We start from the raw sequence: 15,419 nt of genomic DNA on the forward strand, positions 1-15,419 counted from the left end.
TTAATAAGTTACAAAAATATAACTTTATTTAATTTAGCAATGAGATTTTGCTTTATCTATACTATTTTCCTTTTATGTATCTTAAAAGAACACCATAAAACATATAGGCAAGTCTATTCCCCTAGACAAGCCAATCTCTTCTTACTAAAAATGTTTTGAAGGTATTTTTTCCCTTACTATTATAATACCTCTATATTGTTGTATCAAGTACTATGCAAGAACTTTTTGCTTACCTCGAATACTTTTTTTGTTAATTTTATCGATACTCTCAAAAGTAGAATTGTTAGAAATAAATTCTGGAACAATCTCTTTTAATTTCCCTACAATTTGATGATCCTGACTCAATAAATTCATAATACAAAGGTCATCAATTTTATCTTTTATCAACATACAATCATCATCATCAAATCTACTTATCATTATTTTCTTATGATATGTTGGTAATGTATTTTCTGTATCAGCCAAAAGTTCTTCATATAATTTCTCTCCTGGTCTAAGTCCAGTTATTTTTATATCTATATCTTCTGGATACCTAAGACCCGATAATCGTATCATTTTCTTTGCCAAGCCAAAAATCTTTACAGATTCTCCCATGTCAAAAATAAATATTTCACCTCCGTTACCCATTGTTCCGGCTTCTATGACTAATTGAGAAGCTTCTGGTATGGTCATAAAGAAACGAGTCACATCTTTATGAGTAACTGTTAATGGTCCTCCTTTTTGGATTTGTTTTTTAAATAATGGAATAACAGATCCATTCGATCCCAGTACATTTCCGAATCTAGTGGTAATAAATTTAGTTTTACTCGTACTGTTAATACATTTTATATACATTTCGGCAACTCTCTTAGTTGCTCCCATTACGTTTGTAGGATTAACTGCTTTATCTGTAGATACAAAAACAAACTTATCTACACCAAACTCAGATGACAAATCTGCTAGCTTTCTGGTTCCAAGCACATTAATTTTAATTGCTTCGCAAGGATTATTTTCCATAAGAGGAACATGCTTATATGCTGCAGCATGAAAAACCATATTAGGTCTATATTTTTCGAATATAGTTTCTACTCTCTGATGATCTCTTATATCAGCAACAATAGGTGTAAAATTAGTCACTCCTTTACTTAACAACTCTTGTTGTAAATCATATAAAGGAGATTCTGCCTGATCAACCAAAACAAGATGTCTATAGTTATAATATGAAGCTTGTCTTACTATTTCGCTTCCTATTGATCCGGCGGCTCCCGTTATCAAAATCACCTTATCATTAAGCTCTTGCGTAATATTTTGATTATCCATACTAATAGGAGCTCTTTCTAACAAGTCTTCTATTTGAATTTCTTTAATCTGAGAAACCTTTAATTTACCATCAATCCAATCATTTACTGCTGGTATTATTTTAACTGTAACTTGCAGTTTAAGTAAATTATCAGAAATTTCTGAGAGTCTTTTTTTACTTATATGTGGAATAGATACAACGATCTCTTTAATATTATTCTTTGTAATAAAACTTTGATCGATCATTCCCGAAGGATATACCTTAATCCCATTAATTGTCTTACCAATTTTTTGAGAATTATCATCAACAAAACCAACTACAGATAATGATCTATTAGAATCATTAGTAACAGCTGCAAGGGTTATTAATCCAGAATCTCCTGCTCCATAAATCAATATTCTAGAAGTTTCTCCTATTTTTGACTTCACATAGTAGTAGCAATATTTAAATACCAAACGACTCGTAGTAAGTGTTATAATATTTAATAAATAGTGCACACAAATTATAGATACAGGAATATTCAACAATTCTGGCAATAGTGCTAATCTACTGGATGCCATAAAAAATCCCATTAAACTAATTAAGATAGTTACGGCAACAAACAGGTTATAAGCATCTCTCATTCCTGTATGTCTAACCACTCCTTTATAGGATCCTATCATTAAGAAGCTTAAGGTAGATAAACCTGCTATAATTGGTAATTGGTATATTAAATTAGTGGTATCAAAATTTAATGTGATTCCAAATCTAATTACGTACGCCAAAAAGAAATTAAAGATCGTAATTAACACATCAATAGATAAAACTAGCCATTTAGATGCGTGTTTATGCGAGTTATTTATAAGGTAGTTCTTTATCATCTCAATACATTTTTAATTACTGATACAATTCTATATAAATCATCTTCTTCAAGATTAGACCCGCTGGGTAAGCAAAGGCCTCGATCAAATAGGTCATCAGAAATTCCATTGAGGTAAGCATCACAATCTGCAAATACAGCTTGTTGATGCATGGGCTTCCATAACGGTCTTGATTCTATATTTTCTTCTGCTAGTGATAACCGTATTCCTTCTCTTAACTTATAAGAGCTGGTTTCTACACAGGTTAACCATCTATTAGAATGATATCCAGAAGGTTCTTCCAAAAATTTTATTTCAGAGGAATCTTCAAGATTCTTTTTGTAAAATTCAAAATTACTACGTCTATTATCAACATGGGCATCTAAAACTTCCATCTGTCCTCTTCCTATGCCCGCAGTAATATTGCTCATTCTGTAATTATATCCTATTTCAGAATGTTCATAATGAGGTGCATTGTCTCTGGCTTGAGTTGCCAAAAAAATGGCTTTATCTTTATGTTCTTGTTTTTTAGAAACAAGTGATCCACCTCCAGAGGTAGTAATAATCTTATTCCCATTAAAAGAAAGGATAGCAATATCTCCAAAAGTCCCACAGTTAATTCCTTGATAAGAACTTCCTAAGGCTTCTGCACTATCTTCTAATATCGGGATTCTGTATTCTGAGGCAATGTTATGAATAGCCTCTACATTATATGGCATTCCATATAAATGAACGGCAATAATTGCTTTGGGCTTTTTACCTTTTGCAATTCTATCTTTTATTGCTATCTCTAATTGGTCTGGACATAGATTCCAGGTGCTTCTCTCGCTATCTACGAATACGGGTTTAGCTCCAAGATATACTATTGGATTTGCAGAAGCAGCAAATGTCATACTTTGGCATAACACCTCATCACCTACTGTAACACCAAGTAGTTTTAACCCAAGGTGTAATGCAGCTGTACCAGAGCTTAATGCTGCGGCATAAACATCTTCTCCAAGATAACTTTCAATATCACTTTCAAATCCATTAACGTTTGGACCCAAAGGTGCTACCCAGTTTGTGTCGAATGCTTCTTTTACAAATTTTTGCTCTGATCCACCCATATGCGGTGAAGAAAGCCATATTTTTTTTGAATCAATTATATTCATAATTTTCCCATTAATAATGAACAATAATTTCCTATTGACTTAATAATTATATAACGCATATAATCACTAGTCAAATCTTTTTGATGACAATCTAAAAAACGCTGGAAGAAGGGGGGTAGAACTTCCTTTTTTGAACTTACTTTACATTTGTTTTCCAAGGCTAAAATAGTCTAGTTAAATCAATTAACAATTCAAAATCTAATTTTTTAGACAGAATACTTAAAAAAAACGTTCAATGACTCACGTTTGCCTAAATATTGTCTCATAATACGGAAATCCCGTAAGAAAAGTATGATAGACATACTCTAAAATTACTTGTAATAAAAAACGAATTTCCATTCAAAATCCTATTTTATCACAAAATTAAACATAACACATCGTCAAAATTCATTTTTCATATTACTTTTTCGTAAACTATTTTGGGTAGTACAAGTATAGCTTAATAATTAATTAATTTTATGGGTGTAACACCTATTTATGAATAGGGGTATTCTCCCCTACTCATCATCTGTTTTTCATCGAAAAACCTATTATTCTACATGAAACAAAAAAAATAAACTAATAAATATTTGATTTATAGAATTAAATACACAAAATTTATACCCTTCAAAAGCAATGAGATTTTTTCATAAAATTTATTTGCATAATCCCTCCCCGAATTTTATAATTATATAAAGTATAGATGTTATTTAATTCTTTAGATTTTTTCATATTTCTGCCAGTCGTTTTTGTTCTCTACTGGTTTATTTTCTATAAAAAAATTCAAATCCAGAATTTGTTTATACTTCTTGCCAGTTATATCTTTTATGGATTATGGGATTGGAGATTTCTATTTCTTATTCTTGCAAGTACCCTTGTTGACTTTTTTATTGGTCAAACTATTTATGCAAATGATTCTACTGTAAAAAGAAAAGCTTGGCTATGGGTAAGTGTTATTTTCAACATCGGTCTTTTAGGTTTCTTTAAATATTACAATTTCTTTATAGGATCCTGGGTAGATTTTCTTTCTGTTTTCGGGTACGAACTTAAAAGCACATGGACATTACAGATTATTTTACCTGTAGGGATATCTTTTTATACGTTTCAAACAATGTCGTATTCATTAGATATCTATTATAAAAGATTAACACCTACCAAGAATTTTATTGCATTTGCCACATTTGTTAGTTTTTTCCCTCAATTGGTTGCCGGCCCTATAGAAAGGGCTTCTAATCTCTTATCACAAATCACTACTAAAAGAATTTTTAATTACGCACAATGTACTGAAGGTCTAAGACTTATACTTTGGGGATTATTTAAAAAAGTGGTTATTGCAGATTCTATTGCTCCTATTGTAGATGATATCTTTCTTAATTATAGTGATTATTCTGCTTCTACTTTAATCCTTGGTGTATCTCTTTTTAGTTTTCAGGTTTATGGAGATTTTAGCGGGTATTCTGATATCGCTATAGGAACAGCCAAACTATTTGGAATAGAATTAATGTCTAACTTTAAATTTCCTACATTTTCTAGAAATGTTGCAGAATACTGGCAGCGATGGCACGTTTCTTTATCCACCTGGTTTAGGCACTATGTATACATTCCTCTTGGCGGAAGCAGAGTGAGTAAACTTAAATCGGTGAGAAATATTATTATTATTTTCTTGGTGAGTGGTTTTTGGCATGGTGCAAACTGGACTTTTATCGTATGGGGAGCAATTCATGCAGCTTTATACATTCCTGTTTTTTTAATGGGGAGAAATCGCATTTACATGAATACAGTTGTGGCAGAAAATCGTTGGTTCCCCTCTTTAACAGAAATCTTACAAATTTTACTCACTTTTTCATTAGTTACATTCTCTAGAGTATTCTTTAGATCTGAGTCAATTACTGATGCTTTTGGTTTTTTAGAACAGATGTATTCTAACTTTTCATATGAAACCTATCAACATCCATTAGGGTATCGTATGATAGATTATTTTATCTTGTTAGGTCTTTTTATTCTATATGAATTTAGAATCAGGAGAGATGAGCGCTCACCATTTAAATTTAAGTCAAGAATTGTGAGATTTGTCGCATATACTTTAGTAATTTTAGGAATGTTACTATTCTTTGATGACAATATAGACAGATCATTTATTTATTTCCAGTTCTAAATAAAAATAGATAATGACATCAAAAATAGCATTACGGCATAACTTTAAAGTCACATGAAAAAACTTATAATCAAAAGCATCTTATATGTTTTTCTAATACTAATTGTATTAGAAGGATTGGTGCGTGTTTTTCATTTAGGAAAAGATACTCCTACTCGATTTCTCGATGAACACAAAGTCGAAAAATGGAAGCCTAATCAAAATGGTTTTTCGGTTACCGGAAACAGAAGACAAAATTTCTCAGAATATCATATTAATACGACAGGATATAACTCCTATAGAGAATTTACTCCAACAAAAGATAAAATAGAAATAGCACTGGTTGGAGATTCATTTATAGAGGGATTTCACCAAAATTACTACAACTCTATTGGTAAAAAGATTGAGAATGCTCTCCCAGAGATCGAAGTGTATGAATATGGATATGCCGGGTATGACTTTGCAGATCAACTGCACCTGGTGCATTCGTATGCATCTCAATTCGATCTCATTGACCACATTATTTTAGGTATAAAATTCTCTAACGATTTAACTCGTGCAGAGTACCAGGTCGTTAATAGTCGATTGGCTTTAGAATCACCTGTAAACAGAATGCTTAAAAAAAGTAAACTAATAGTATACTGCAAAAGTATTGGGATTTTGGATCCTCCTCAGGAACTAATGTATCGATTGATTAATACTCTTAAACCTAAAAAAAAGACGGTTCCTAAAGATGATGCTGAAATTTTAAAAATCAAAAATGAAAATGAAAGAAAGTATCTGGCAAATTTTAAAAGCTTGGTTTCCAAATATGGATATGATAAAAAACGATTTACACTTCTTTTAGATTCCAGAATAACAAGTCCTTTATTTTTATCATATTTAGAAGAAAATCAATATAATTATATTGATTTCTCTACTTCTTTTGAAGCTTCTGATCGTTCTACTACTTTAATCTATGACAGGCACTGGAACAATCACGGTAGAGATGTCATAGCAAAGAATATCACTCAATACTTAAGAGATATTAATTTCATAAAAAATTAATATTTTTCTGATGCTTTTATTGATTTATCATAAAAATGATGATCATAATTCTTTGTTATAAAATAATCTGTAGGTTTTTCTCCGGCAAAAAATTGAAATTCATTAATAAAATGGCTTTGATCATAATAACCATGGTCTAATGCAGTAGATAAATACCCAGGATTTCTGTTTAATAGTATTTTTTTTACGGTTGCTTCAAACCGTATGATTCGTTGGATTTTTTTTGGTGTAATCCCAAATTGGGATTTAAAATTTCTTTCAAACTGGCGATAACCCAAATTGGTATACGCAGCTAATTCTTTTAAAGAAATTAAATTATACTGCTTATACAAAGAATACATGATAGTATCCCATTTATCATTTTGTTTATCATGGAAATCACACAAACACTCTAGCAAAAAGGATTCTATACATTTAATTTTATCGTTAATAGTACGGCACTCATCTAACTTCTCCAAAAAATCCTTACCACTAAGCTCCCCAAATATCCTCGACAGAAGCAAACTGATTATTTAACTCCAGATATGGAATTGGAGAAAAGTGACGAAAAGCTCCACTTTTAAATCGAACTGATATAAAAGAAACTTCACTGGACTCATCTATATGTAATATTGAATTTCTAGGACAAATAATATGTGCATTATCACATTTATGATTGTTCATTAGAAATGGTTCATGAGTATGAAACAACAATTCTAACCCAGCACCGGGTAAAATCGCAGGTAATTTAAATTCTCCAGAATGCTTTAACACATAAATTCGGTCGACATATTTTGTCAAACTTTTATTGGGTCTATATGACGTTTTATTGATTAACAATTAGAAGACTTCTATTACTGGCTCTGATGTAAGTTGTGAAGACACAAGTGAAATAAACTCATTAAAATGAGTAGAAGAATTATGCACATCAACTGCATCCATATTCGTATATTCTTCATAAAAAACGAACTCTGTAGCCACGCCTATTTCTTGATACAAACGATAGGTCATACAACCTTCTTCTAAATTACTTTCCTGAACCATTTTTTTTGCATAAATCAAAAATTGTTCAACACTTTCTTTCTGTACACTTAATCGTGCTATAATTGTTTTTTTCATATCACAAATATATACCGACTTAACATGCCTGGATTGTAAAAAAACGACATCATTTAAGAAATATGTGAACCGGTTTCAAAAACTATTTTTTGCATCTTCGATTTCCCAATAATCAAATACGTGTTTTCTTCTTCCAGAACTTTTAATACACTAACATTTGATACATGTTCTATACTGGTATATAAAAAGTCAAACACAATTTTTCTTAAAAAACTATACTCGGCACTATTATAATCTACTGTAGGATATTGCTCATCATACTGTACTTCTATTATAGGTAATGCTTTATACTCTAACTCCTGTGTGACAACAGTATTTTTTTTACGTTTTGCTTTATATTTTTTATACCGAACATAAGCTATTTTAAAAACAAACTCTTTAAAACTCACCTTTAGATATTCTACAAAAGCACTAATAGCAGCAGAAATAGATTTTTTGGGATAGATAATTTGATGTTCAAAATTATAGATATGGTTGCACCACTCGCGCTTATAAGTAAGATCTCCCATCCCCATCTCATAAGACTTATGATTATTTGCAATACACCAATCTAGTTTCTTATAGATTTCTACACTTCCTAAACTAAATTTCCCATAGTCAATATCATATGATGATATTGCACTAAATAATCGTCCAAAAAAATGATGATTAAGTGATATCACTATTGGATTATCATGATCATAAACCACAAATAGTGATGCCTTTTTTTGATTGATTAAAGAAAAATACATGCTTTTATAATGATCCCATCGAATAAGACTCTGGCTCACATCATTGCGTTGTTTAAATCTTCTGATCAGCATTTTTTCTAAACAATCCATTAACACATCATACTCTTCCTTTTCTATTGAGCCATAATATGTTTTATATGAAATCTGAAAACACGATTCGAGTCTTTTTACTCTTCTTCTTATTCCTTTTGCATTACTTCTGAAACGATATTTTATATAGGCATCTGCACTAGCAAAACCATCCAAGAAAATAGCATAACCTTTAAAAAACTGATCAACTTTTTTTAAATTAAATACTTCTTTATTAAGCTCTGGTTTTAAGTAATCTGCTATAAAGAAAACTGAGTAAACTGTATCGGGATTATTTACTAGCTCATCATCATAATCCGGATTAATTAACTGCTCTTCACTTTCTAAATAGTTAATCCTCGGAAATACTTTTGGTATCAATCCTTTTTCAAAAAGTTCAAAAAAATAATCTATCTGGACCTTTTTCATATACTTAATCTATAAAAAGGAAAAAAATAATCTTTTACATTTTCTTTATGAGTCTGAGAATATTCTGCATTAGCAGATAAACATAACTCATCATAAACTTTTTCATTAATTATTTTTCTACCCGTGTGAAAAATCACATCTTCATCCTTTGGAAAAAGTGATTTTTTATGCTTATACAACCCGTCACCATCTTTCATACCTCCTCCTAAGACATAGCATTTGATCTTATTTTTGATCGCCCACTCTATAATTTTTACTCTAAGAAAATCATTAGGTCTATAACTAAAATACTCTGCATTAGTTCCTCCAAGAAATGCAAAAATAGTATCCTTGTATCCAATGATAAGTTCAATCGAAATTGGAATATCCTCATAATATGCAATGGCGATAGAGAAATTATCTAAATTTGATAATATTAGATTTTCAAAATAAGCATTGGAGAAAAAATAAATACGATCAGCATTATTACGATTCATCGTATTTACATAGATATCATTAAAGATTTTAATAATATCTTTTGTTATTTCATTCTGATGAAATATTTTAAATTCTAAATTATGATTTACTGCCTTTCTGTAATTGTTTCTAACTTTAGGTAAAAATGCCACCCATTGATCGTCAAAATTCTCTAAAAGATGTCCTCTTACATTTGACAACGTATTAGTTAAGCATCCCGAATATTTTTTATGATTTCCATTTAGGCTAAATCGAATGAACTCTGTTATTACATTATGATCCTTATACCATTGGTCAACATTATTCCAAAATTGGGCAATATCTTCTTCTTCTACAGTATCATTAAACAAAGGGCCACTATAGCCATATGGGCTTATAACATCAAAATACGGATGTTTCTGATCTTTGACTTTTATTTCTCTAAAAACAAAAGGCATTAGAATAACAGGCTTGTTATTTTTTTCGAATAAAAAATATTTCAGCTTATCAGGATCCTTCTCAAAATGTAACAAGTGCTCTGGAGAATAGTACACATTATTGTTCCATTTTTTCTGAAGGAGCGTCTTATATTCTATGATGTCTGAATTTTCATCAAGGTTTTTAATTAACAGTTTGTAATTTTGCTCCAATTTTAAAAATATTAGTTAGGTATGGTTGTTTATTAGCTATTATATCGGTTTTTCTTTTAACTCTGCATTTTTTAAAAAATAATCATTAATTTTTTCGGATAATACTTGTGACAGCCATATAATTCTACCACAATGCTCTACGTGCCATACGGCCTTACCATCAAATACATTTCCTGCCAGTAATGGTCCCATAATATGTAAATTATCAGAAGCTTCTAATTCCTCATTAACCTCAAATCCTATCTTAGAATCATTAGGTTTGCAATATCCTTTTTCCATTACATTTTTTAGTAATTCTGGGATGTTTTGTTTAGCTAGATTTGTACTACCTACACAGTTAATCACTATACTAACAGAATCTTCATAGATTTTGTTTTTCCCAGATTGTGTATCCAAATACTCTAAGGAATATTCACCCGTTTTAGTTTTTTTAATATCACTAAATCGTCCAGCAATATGGTCAAAACGATTTTCTTCTTTTAGTTCATCTACAGTTTTAGAATAATGAAAACCTGCACATCGTTGTCTTCTTCCTATTTCATTACCATAATAGCAAGCAAATTTTTTCAATTCTTCTGGATTCAACTTATTTAATAAAGCTCCAAAAGCTTTTGATATGATATCTACCGTAGATGCTGCTCCAAGATGAATTTGATCTGCATAATCCAGATCTTTAAAAGTTGCTTCTGCGATAATTTTTGCAGTTAAAGTCTTTTCATTTGCTAATGCCTGTAAATTAAAAGGGGTGTATTCTTTTTTTCGTTCTTCATCAATAACAGCATCTGGTAATAACCCTTGAGTTGAAAGAATTATAAACTTATCTATACCAGATTTTATTTTTTCGATATCATTTAGCTTATACAGTAATTCCAGACCACTTGCATTCGCTCCTACAATAAGAACATTAACTTTTTTGTTCGATTTTTGTTCTAGAAAAGCATCTATCTTTCCTAAAACCCCCTCTAATTCAGAACTATAAGGATCATTAATAAAAAGTAAGTTATCTTCTTCGATAATGTTTTCATTTTTCCAAAGGTGATTAACTGGTAAAGAACCAACAGATAGGATAACTTTTTCAGAAAAAACAGTCTCTTTATTATCTAAAAATAACTCATACTCTTTTTCTTTCTTTTCTATATCTACTACTTCTGCGTTGATATAATTTACATCTACTACTCCTTTGATCTTAAATTCCTCTAATCTATTCTTTACTTTTTCATTAATATACCATCCAAAAAAACGACGAGGAATAAAGAGATCTTCCCATTCATTATTTTCTATTCTATCTGCATGTTTGACAATCCATTCTGCAGATAAAGTTCCTCCATCTTTTTTCAACTCATCTAATAGCCAATTCTTATTATTATTAAGCCATTTAATAAATTTTCCCAATTCTGGTTCTGGCAAAAAGTTTTTTAACGATGTTATAAGGTGTACCGAAAAACCAGACCTTGAACCGTATGGTATCCCAGAGTGAAATTCTCGATATTTATCAATTATATTAATATTGATTTTTCTTTTTATTTTATGATTTTCTATAAGATCTAAAAAATGTAAAATAGTAAAGGATGATGAAATTCCTGAACCAATAAAAGTGATCTCAGACGATTTTGGTTTGTTATTAAGCTTCAAGTCGGTGAGTTTTGTTTTTATTATTTTACCTGGATTACCAACGACTGTAGAATAGTCTGGGACGTCTTTTAAAACTACAGCTCCTGCACCAATGGTACACCATTTTCCTATTTTTACTTTTGGTATCACAACTGCACCAACTCCTACATGTGATCCCTCTCCTACCTCTACATGACCACATAAAGCGGCTTTTGGTGAAATATGCGCAAAATTTCCTATAATATTATCGTGATCTATACTTGCTGCTGTATTTATAATTACATGCTCTCCAATAACCGTATTAGGTTGAATTATCGCTCCAGCAAAAATAACAGTACCTTCTCCTATTTTTGCTGTTGAGGCTATAATCGCCGAATGATGTATTGCCTTTTCAAAATCACTTTTTAGAAAACCTGCAATCTCTGCTCTTTCTGCATTTATACCTACAGCCACAATTACAGGATATCCCTTATGCGGAAATTCTTTTAGATTTTTTCTTGCTCCAGAAGTTACATTCTTAGACGCATAATGACGTCCAGATGGTTTATCATCAAAAGTCTCGGTCACTTCATAACCGTTCTCTTCTAGTACTTCTCGTATGACTTGAGAATGCCCGCCAGCTCCATAAATCCTTATTTTTTTAGGGTCGTCAGTTATTTTCATTTTACTCATTACTAAATTTAAGTTGATTTGTTGGTTGTGTGAATTATAGTGTTCTATAAGAACTTTTATAAAAGTTTTTTTAAATTAGTTATTTCCTTTCCAAGCAGGCATAATGGTATTTTGATCTATGTTTACGCCTTCTTTCTTAATTACTTTCTTTATGGTTAAAAATAAAATTTTTATATCTAACATAAAACTTAGGTTTTCTACGTACCATACATCATATTCAAATTTCTGACTCCAGGATATTGTATTCCTACCTTTTACCTGTGCCCACCCAGTTATACCAGGTCTTACGTTATGTCTTTTCTTTTGCGTCTCATTATACAAAGGTAAGTATTCAACCAAAAGAGGCCTTGGCCCCATTAAACTCATATCTCCTTTTAAAACATTAATAAGCTGCAAAATCTCATCTAACGAGTACTTTCTAATAAATGCTCCTGCTTTGGTTATACGAGAAACATTATGTACATCATCTTTATCCTCTGATCTTAAATCAGCCATTGTTTTAAATTTGATGATTTTAAAAAGTTGGCCATTTTTTCCCGGTCTTAACTGAAAAAAAAACGGTTTACCTCTATTAACTATAATTAATATTAGAACCAACACGGTAATAATGGGCGATAGCAATACTATACCAAAAAAAGAAAGCACAAAGTCTAATAATCGTTTTACATATGGGTTGTACATCTACTTTTTATACCTTTTATCAATTTAATTAACAATGCTTTATATCTTCAAGTTTACCACTATTTCTATACTTATAGTTTCTGTTCTTAGGACTTAGACAAATAGTTTTCTCCTTTTGCGACGGTCCTTATTTCTTTCCCCGGAACACCATAAACCAGTTTAAAATCGTCTATATCGTTTAAAATTAAAGAACCTGCTCCAATAATACTATGTTTTCCAATGGTAATACCTTGAATAATATTTGCTCCTAAGGATATTGCGGTACATGTTCCTATACTAACATTTCCTCCGATAGTAACTCCTGGCGCTAAGCTAGAAAAGTCCTGTATATAGCTATCATGATCAAAATTAGCATCAGTATTCATAATACAAAAATCCCCAATCCTTGCATGTGCATTAATGGTAACAGAAGCTAATATTATACTTCCCTTACCTACTATGGCACTTGGACTAATTATTGCCGACGGATGAATTACTGTAATAAACTCAAAATCCGGAGATAGTTTTTTTATTCTCGTCTGTACTAAAAACCTGGTCCAGTTATCTCCTATCGCTATAATCCCTTTATTAACACCTTGTTCTACAAGGTCCTGAATATAATTTTCAGTACCCAGAACTTCATAACCAAGTAGCTTTTTACCTTTTGGTTTAAACGTATCTATAAGGCCATGAATTTGATAATTTGCATTCAATTCTATGGTTTCTATAATCACCTTAGCATGACCCGACGCACCAATTATCAAGATTTTATCCATCCATGTTTCTTTTACAAATTATTTCTCGGTATACCTACAAGAGTCTTTTATATACTTATAGTTCGGATTCTATGGTTCTGATTAGATCTCCAACATTATTCATATTCATCAAATCCATTAGTTTGAATTTAATACCAAAAGATTTTTCGACTTCTGAAATGATCATCATATGCGTTACAGATTCCCATCCATCAACATCATCTGCTGTGGTTTCATCAGCAAGCTGAAAATTATCATGCTCTAATACAGATACAAAAGCTTCTTTTACTTTTGATAAAATCTCTTCTTTACTCATTATTGATTATTTAATTTATGTCAAAATATGTTCTTAATTCTTTTCTATTAATTTTTCCGTTAATACTGTGCGGAAACTCTTTTATAAATTTCACATGACCCGGAATCATATAATCCGGCATTTTTGTTTTCATATAATCGAATATTTCTTCAGTATCAAATTCTTCAGATTCTATGGCTAAACCTAGCTCTGCATTACCTAATGCATTGGTAATATCCAGAGCAACCATATTGACTTTTCTATCTGATTTTGTTTTTGCATGAAATTCAACTTCTGCCAGTTCTACCCGATATCCTCTAATTTTCACTTGAAAATCTGCTCGGCCAACATATAAAAAATCCCCTTCTTCATCTTTAAAGCAAAGATCTCCAGTTTTATAGTAACGTATTTTTCTTCCGTTTTCTTCTCTCACAAAAAAACTTTGGGCATTTCGTTCTTCATTTTTCCAATACCCGGGAGTTATCTGCGGACCTCCAAGAGATAGTTCTCCTGTTACATTTACAGGTACCTCTTCATTATCTTTATTTACAACAAGATATAACGTATCTTCTTGTGGTGTTCCTATGGCTACTATTCCATTATGGGCTTTTTGATGAGTTTCTTTATGATATGGATAAAAGCCACTATAAACGGTAAATTCTGTGGGGCCATAGTAATTAAATATTTTACAATTAGGAAGACATTCGCTCCATTCTTTGGCAATATCACTATGCAATGCTCCTCCACCAAAACTACAATATCGTACATCTGGTGCATTAATTTCTGGAAAATATGGTCTCAGATAATTTATGATCGATGGTACCATGGTAAGAACCGTAAGTTTCTGCTCCTTAATAAGTTTAAAAATATAAAAATATTTAATTGCTCCTTTTGGTATTGTATAGACACAAGAACCTGACAAAAAAGGAAATAAGTAGGTTACTACAGAAAAATCAAAAGTAAGCTCAAACATTTGCAAGCATCGATCCGAAGGAACCAGATTAAACTCTGGTTCAACATCAACTGCATTTACCAGCGCATTAACGTTATCAAAAGTAATAGGAACTCCTTTAGGAAGCCCTGTAGTACCCGAGGTAAATAATATATATGCTATTTGATCACCAGAAACATGTTTAGGCTTCAGGTTTATATCGGTATCATCCAATGCACCAGAGGCAATAACTTTATAATCCTTATAAATTGAAGTCTTAGAAGAATCAATGACATATCGTGTCTCTGTTAATTCAAAAACTTTATGATTACGCTCAATTGGCGTTGATGGATTTACAGGAACATATGCCTTCCCTTCGAGCCAAAGTGCAAGAATACTTGCATAAGTCTGAAGATCATCATTGGTTACTAAACCAATTAGTTTTTCAGAATCTTCTACAGTATTTGCTATAGCATCTCTTATCTTAGATATTTCAATAGCAAAATCATGATATGTATAAAACGTATTGTTTATACATAAAGCATTACAATCAGAATAGCTTTCTATCGAATCTTGTAGTTTTTTTACAAATTTCACATGTTTAAATTTTAATAATTACCTGACAAAAAATTAATTACAAACTTAATATCGTTT

14 protein-coding genes are annotated in these 15,419 nt (G+C 31.1%); 2 read left to right on the forward strand and 12 right to left on the reverse strand.

Translation table 11 applies throughout. The annotated features are described in order from the left end of the window. Positions 1-210 precede the first annotated feature (210 nt). Entirely contained in the window at positions 211-2,139 is a 1,929-nt protein-coding gene (locus tag DG435_RS03470; protein ID WP_106793715.1) for a nucleoside-diphosphate sugar epimerase/dehydratase, read from the reverse strand. After that, on the reverse strand, positions 2,136-3,269 hold the full coding sequence (locus DG435_RS03475) for a DegT/DnrJ/EryC1/StrS aminotransferase family protein (protein WP_106793714.1): 1,134 nt from the start codon (positions 3,267-3,269) through the stop codon (positions 2,136-2,138). The genes DG435_RS03470 and DG435_RS03475 overlap by 4 nt, the downstream gene beginning before the upstream one ends. A 775-nt stretch (positions 3,270-4,044) precedes the next feature. Here DG435_RS03475 and DG435_RS03480 point away from each other — a divergent pair. Together DG435_RS03480 and DG435_RS03485 are read left to right on the forward strand one after the other, a co-directional pair. After that, the gene (locus DG435_RS03480; RefSeq protein WP_369871623.1) at positions 4,045-5,403 is read left to right on the forward strand and encodes an MBOAT family protein; all 1,359 of its coding nucleotides are present in this window, start codon (positions 4,045-4,047) and stop codon (positions 5,401-5,403) included. A gap of 54 nt (positions 5,404-5,457) precedes the next feature. Further along, the gene (locus tag DG435_RS03485) at positions 5,458-6,429 is read left to right on the forward strand and encodes a hypothetical protein (RefSeq protein ID WP_106794985.1); all 972 of its coding nucleotides are present in this window, start codon (positions 5,458-5,460) and stop codon (positions 6,427-6,429) included. Here the strand turns inward: DG435_RS03485 and DG435_RS03490 are convergent. The 10 genes from DG435_RS03490 to DG435_RS03535 form a co-directional block, all read right to left on the reverse strand. After that, complete coding sequence (locus tag DG435_RS03490; protein WP_159025788.1) at positions 6,426-6,770, reverse strand: AraC family transcriptional regulator; 345 nt, start codon at positions 6,768-6,770, stop codon at positions 6,426-6,428. The genes DG435_RS03485 and DG435_RS03490 overlap by 4 nt on opposite strands. A gap of 130 nt (positions 6,771-6,900) precedes the next feature. Continuing rightward, positions 6,901-7,248, reverse strand: coding sequence for a DUF6597 domain-containing transcriptional factor (locus DG435_RS03495; RefSeq protein WP_369871624.1), 348 nt, complete (start codon positions 7,246-7,248; stop codon positions 6,901-6,903). Then, entirely contained in the window at positions 7,249-7,527 is a 279-nt protein-coding gene (locus DG435_RS03500; RefSeq protein ID WP_106794988.1) for a putative quinol monooxygenase, read from the reverse strand. Between the two features lie 53 nt (positions 7,528-7,580). Further along, positions 7,581-8,756, reverse strand: a complete 1,176-nt coding sequence (locus DG435_RS03505; RefSeq protein WP_106794989.1) for a GNAT family N-acetyltransferase — start codon at positions 8,754-8,756, stop codon at positions 7,581-7,583. Further along, positions 8,753-9,841 (reverse strand): GNAT family N-acetyltransferase, encoded by a 1,089-nt coding sequence (locus tag DG435_RS03510; protein ID WP_106794990.1) that lies wholly within the window; start codon positions 9,839-9,841, stop codon positions 8,753-8,755. Before DG435_RS03510 ends, DG435_RS03505 begins: the two co-directional genes overlap by 4 nt. A gap of 39 nt (positions 9,842-9,880) precedes the next feature. After that, complete coding sequence (locus DG435_RS03515; protein WP_159025790.1) at positions 9,881-12,115, reverse strand: NeuD/PglB/VioB family sugar acetyltransferase; 2,235 nt, start codon at positions 12,113-12,115, stop codon at positions 9,881-9,883. An 84-nt stretch (positions 12,116-12,199) separates the two neighbouring features. Further along, positions 12,200-12,805, reverse strand: coding sequence for a sugar transferase (locus tag DG435_RS03520; protein WP_106794992.1), 606 nt, complete (start codon positions 12,803-12,805; stop codon positions 12,200-12,202). Between the two features lie 86 nt (positions 12,806-12,891). Beyond that, entirely contained in the window at positions 12,892-13,560 is a 669-nt protein-coding gene (locus tag DG435_RS03525; RefSeq protein WP_106794993.1) for an acetyltransferase, read from the reverse strand. A 55-nt stretch (positions 13,561-13,615) separates the two neighbouring features. Continuing rightward, positions 13,616-13,855 carry an acyl carrier protein gene (locus DG435_RS03530; protein ID WP_074406514.1) on the reverse strand — a complete coding sequence of 80 codons (240 nt, stop codon included), beginning with the start codon at positions 13,853-13,855 and terminating at the stop codon, positions 13,616-13,618. Positions 13,856-13,865: 10 nt separating this feature from the next. Beyond that, positions 13,866-15,362, reverse strand: a complete 1,497-nt coding sequence (locus tag DG435_RS03535; protein ID WP_106794994.1) for an AMP-binding protein — start codon at positions 15,360-15,362, stop codon at positions 13,866-13,868. Positions 15,363-15,419 lie beyond the last annotated feature (57 nt).

Origin of the sequence: Aquimarina sp. Aq78 (genome assembly GCF_900299525.1) — a bacterium.
Taxonomy (GTDB): Bacteria; Bacteroidota; Bacteroidia; order Flavobacteriales; family Flavobacteriaceae; genus Aquimarina.

Excerpts from the sequence above, each read along its gene's own strand:
- DG435_RS03475 (WP_106793714.1), bottom strand. The coding sequence starts at position 3,269 with ATGAATATAATTGATTCAAAAAAAATATGGCTTTCTTCACCGCATATG.
- DG435_RS03485 (WP_106794985.1), top strand. The coding sequence starts at position 5,458 with ATGAAAAAACTTATAATCAAAAGCATCTTATATGTTTTTCTAATACTA.
- DG435_RS03490 (WP_159025788.1), bottom strand. The coding sequence starts at position 6,770 with ATGTATTCTTTGTATAAGCAGTATAATTTAATTTCTTTAAAAGAATTA.
- DG435_RS03515 (WP_159025790.1), bottom strand. The coding sequence starts at position 12,115 with ATGAAAATAACTGACGACCCTAAAAAAATAAGGATTTATGGAGCTGGC.
- DG435_RS03525 (WP_106794993.1), bottom strand. The coding sequence starts at position 13,560 with ATGGATAAAATCTTGATAATTGGTGCGTCGGGTCATGCTAAGGTGATT.
- DG435_RS03470 (WP_106793715.1), bottom strand. The coding sequence starts at position 2,139 with ATGATAAAGAACTACCTTATAAATAACTCGCATAAACACGCATCTAAA.
- DG435_RS03520 (WP_106794992.1), bottom strand. The coding sequence starts at position 12,805 with ATGTACAACCCATATGTAAAACGATTATTAGACTTTGTGCTTTCTTTT.
- DG435_RS03505 (WP_106794989.1), bottom strand. The coding sequence starts at position 8,756 with ATGAAAAAGGTCCAGATAGATTATTTTTTTGAACTTTTTGAAAAAGGA.
- DG435_RS03500 (WP_106794988.1), bottom strand. The coding sequence starts at position 7,527 with ATGAAAAAAACAATTATAGCACGATTAAGTGTACAGAAAGAAAGTGTT.
- DG435_RS03530 (WP_074406514.1), bottom strand. The coding sequence starts at position 13,855 with ATGAGTAAAGAAGAGATTTTATCAAAAGTAAAAGAAGCTTTTGTATCT.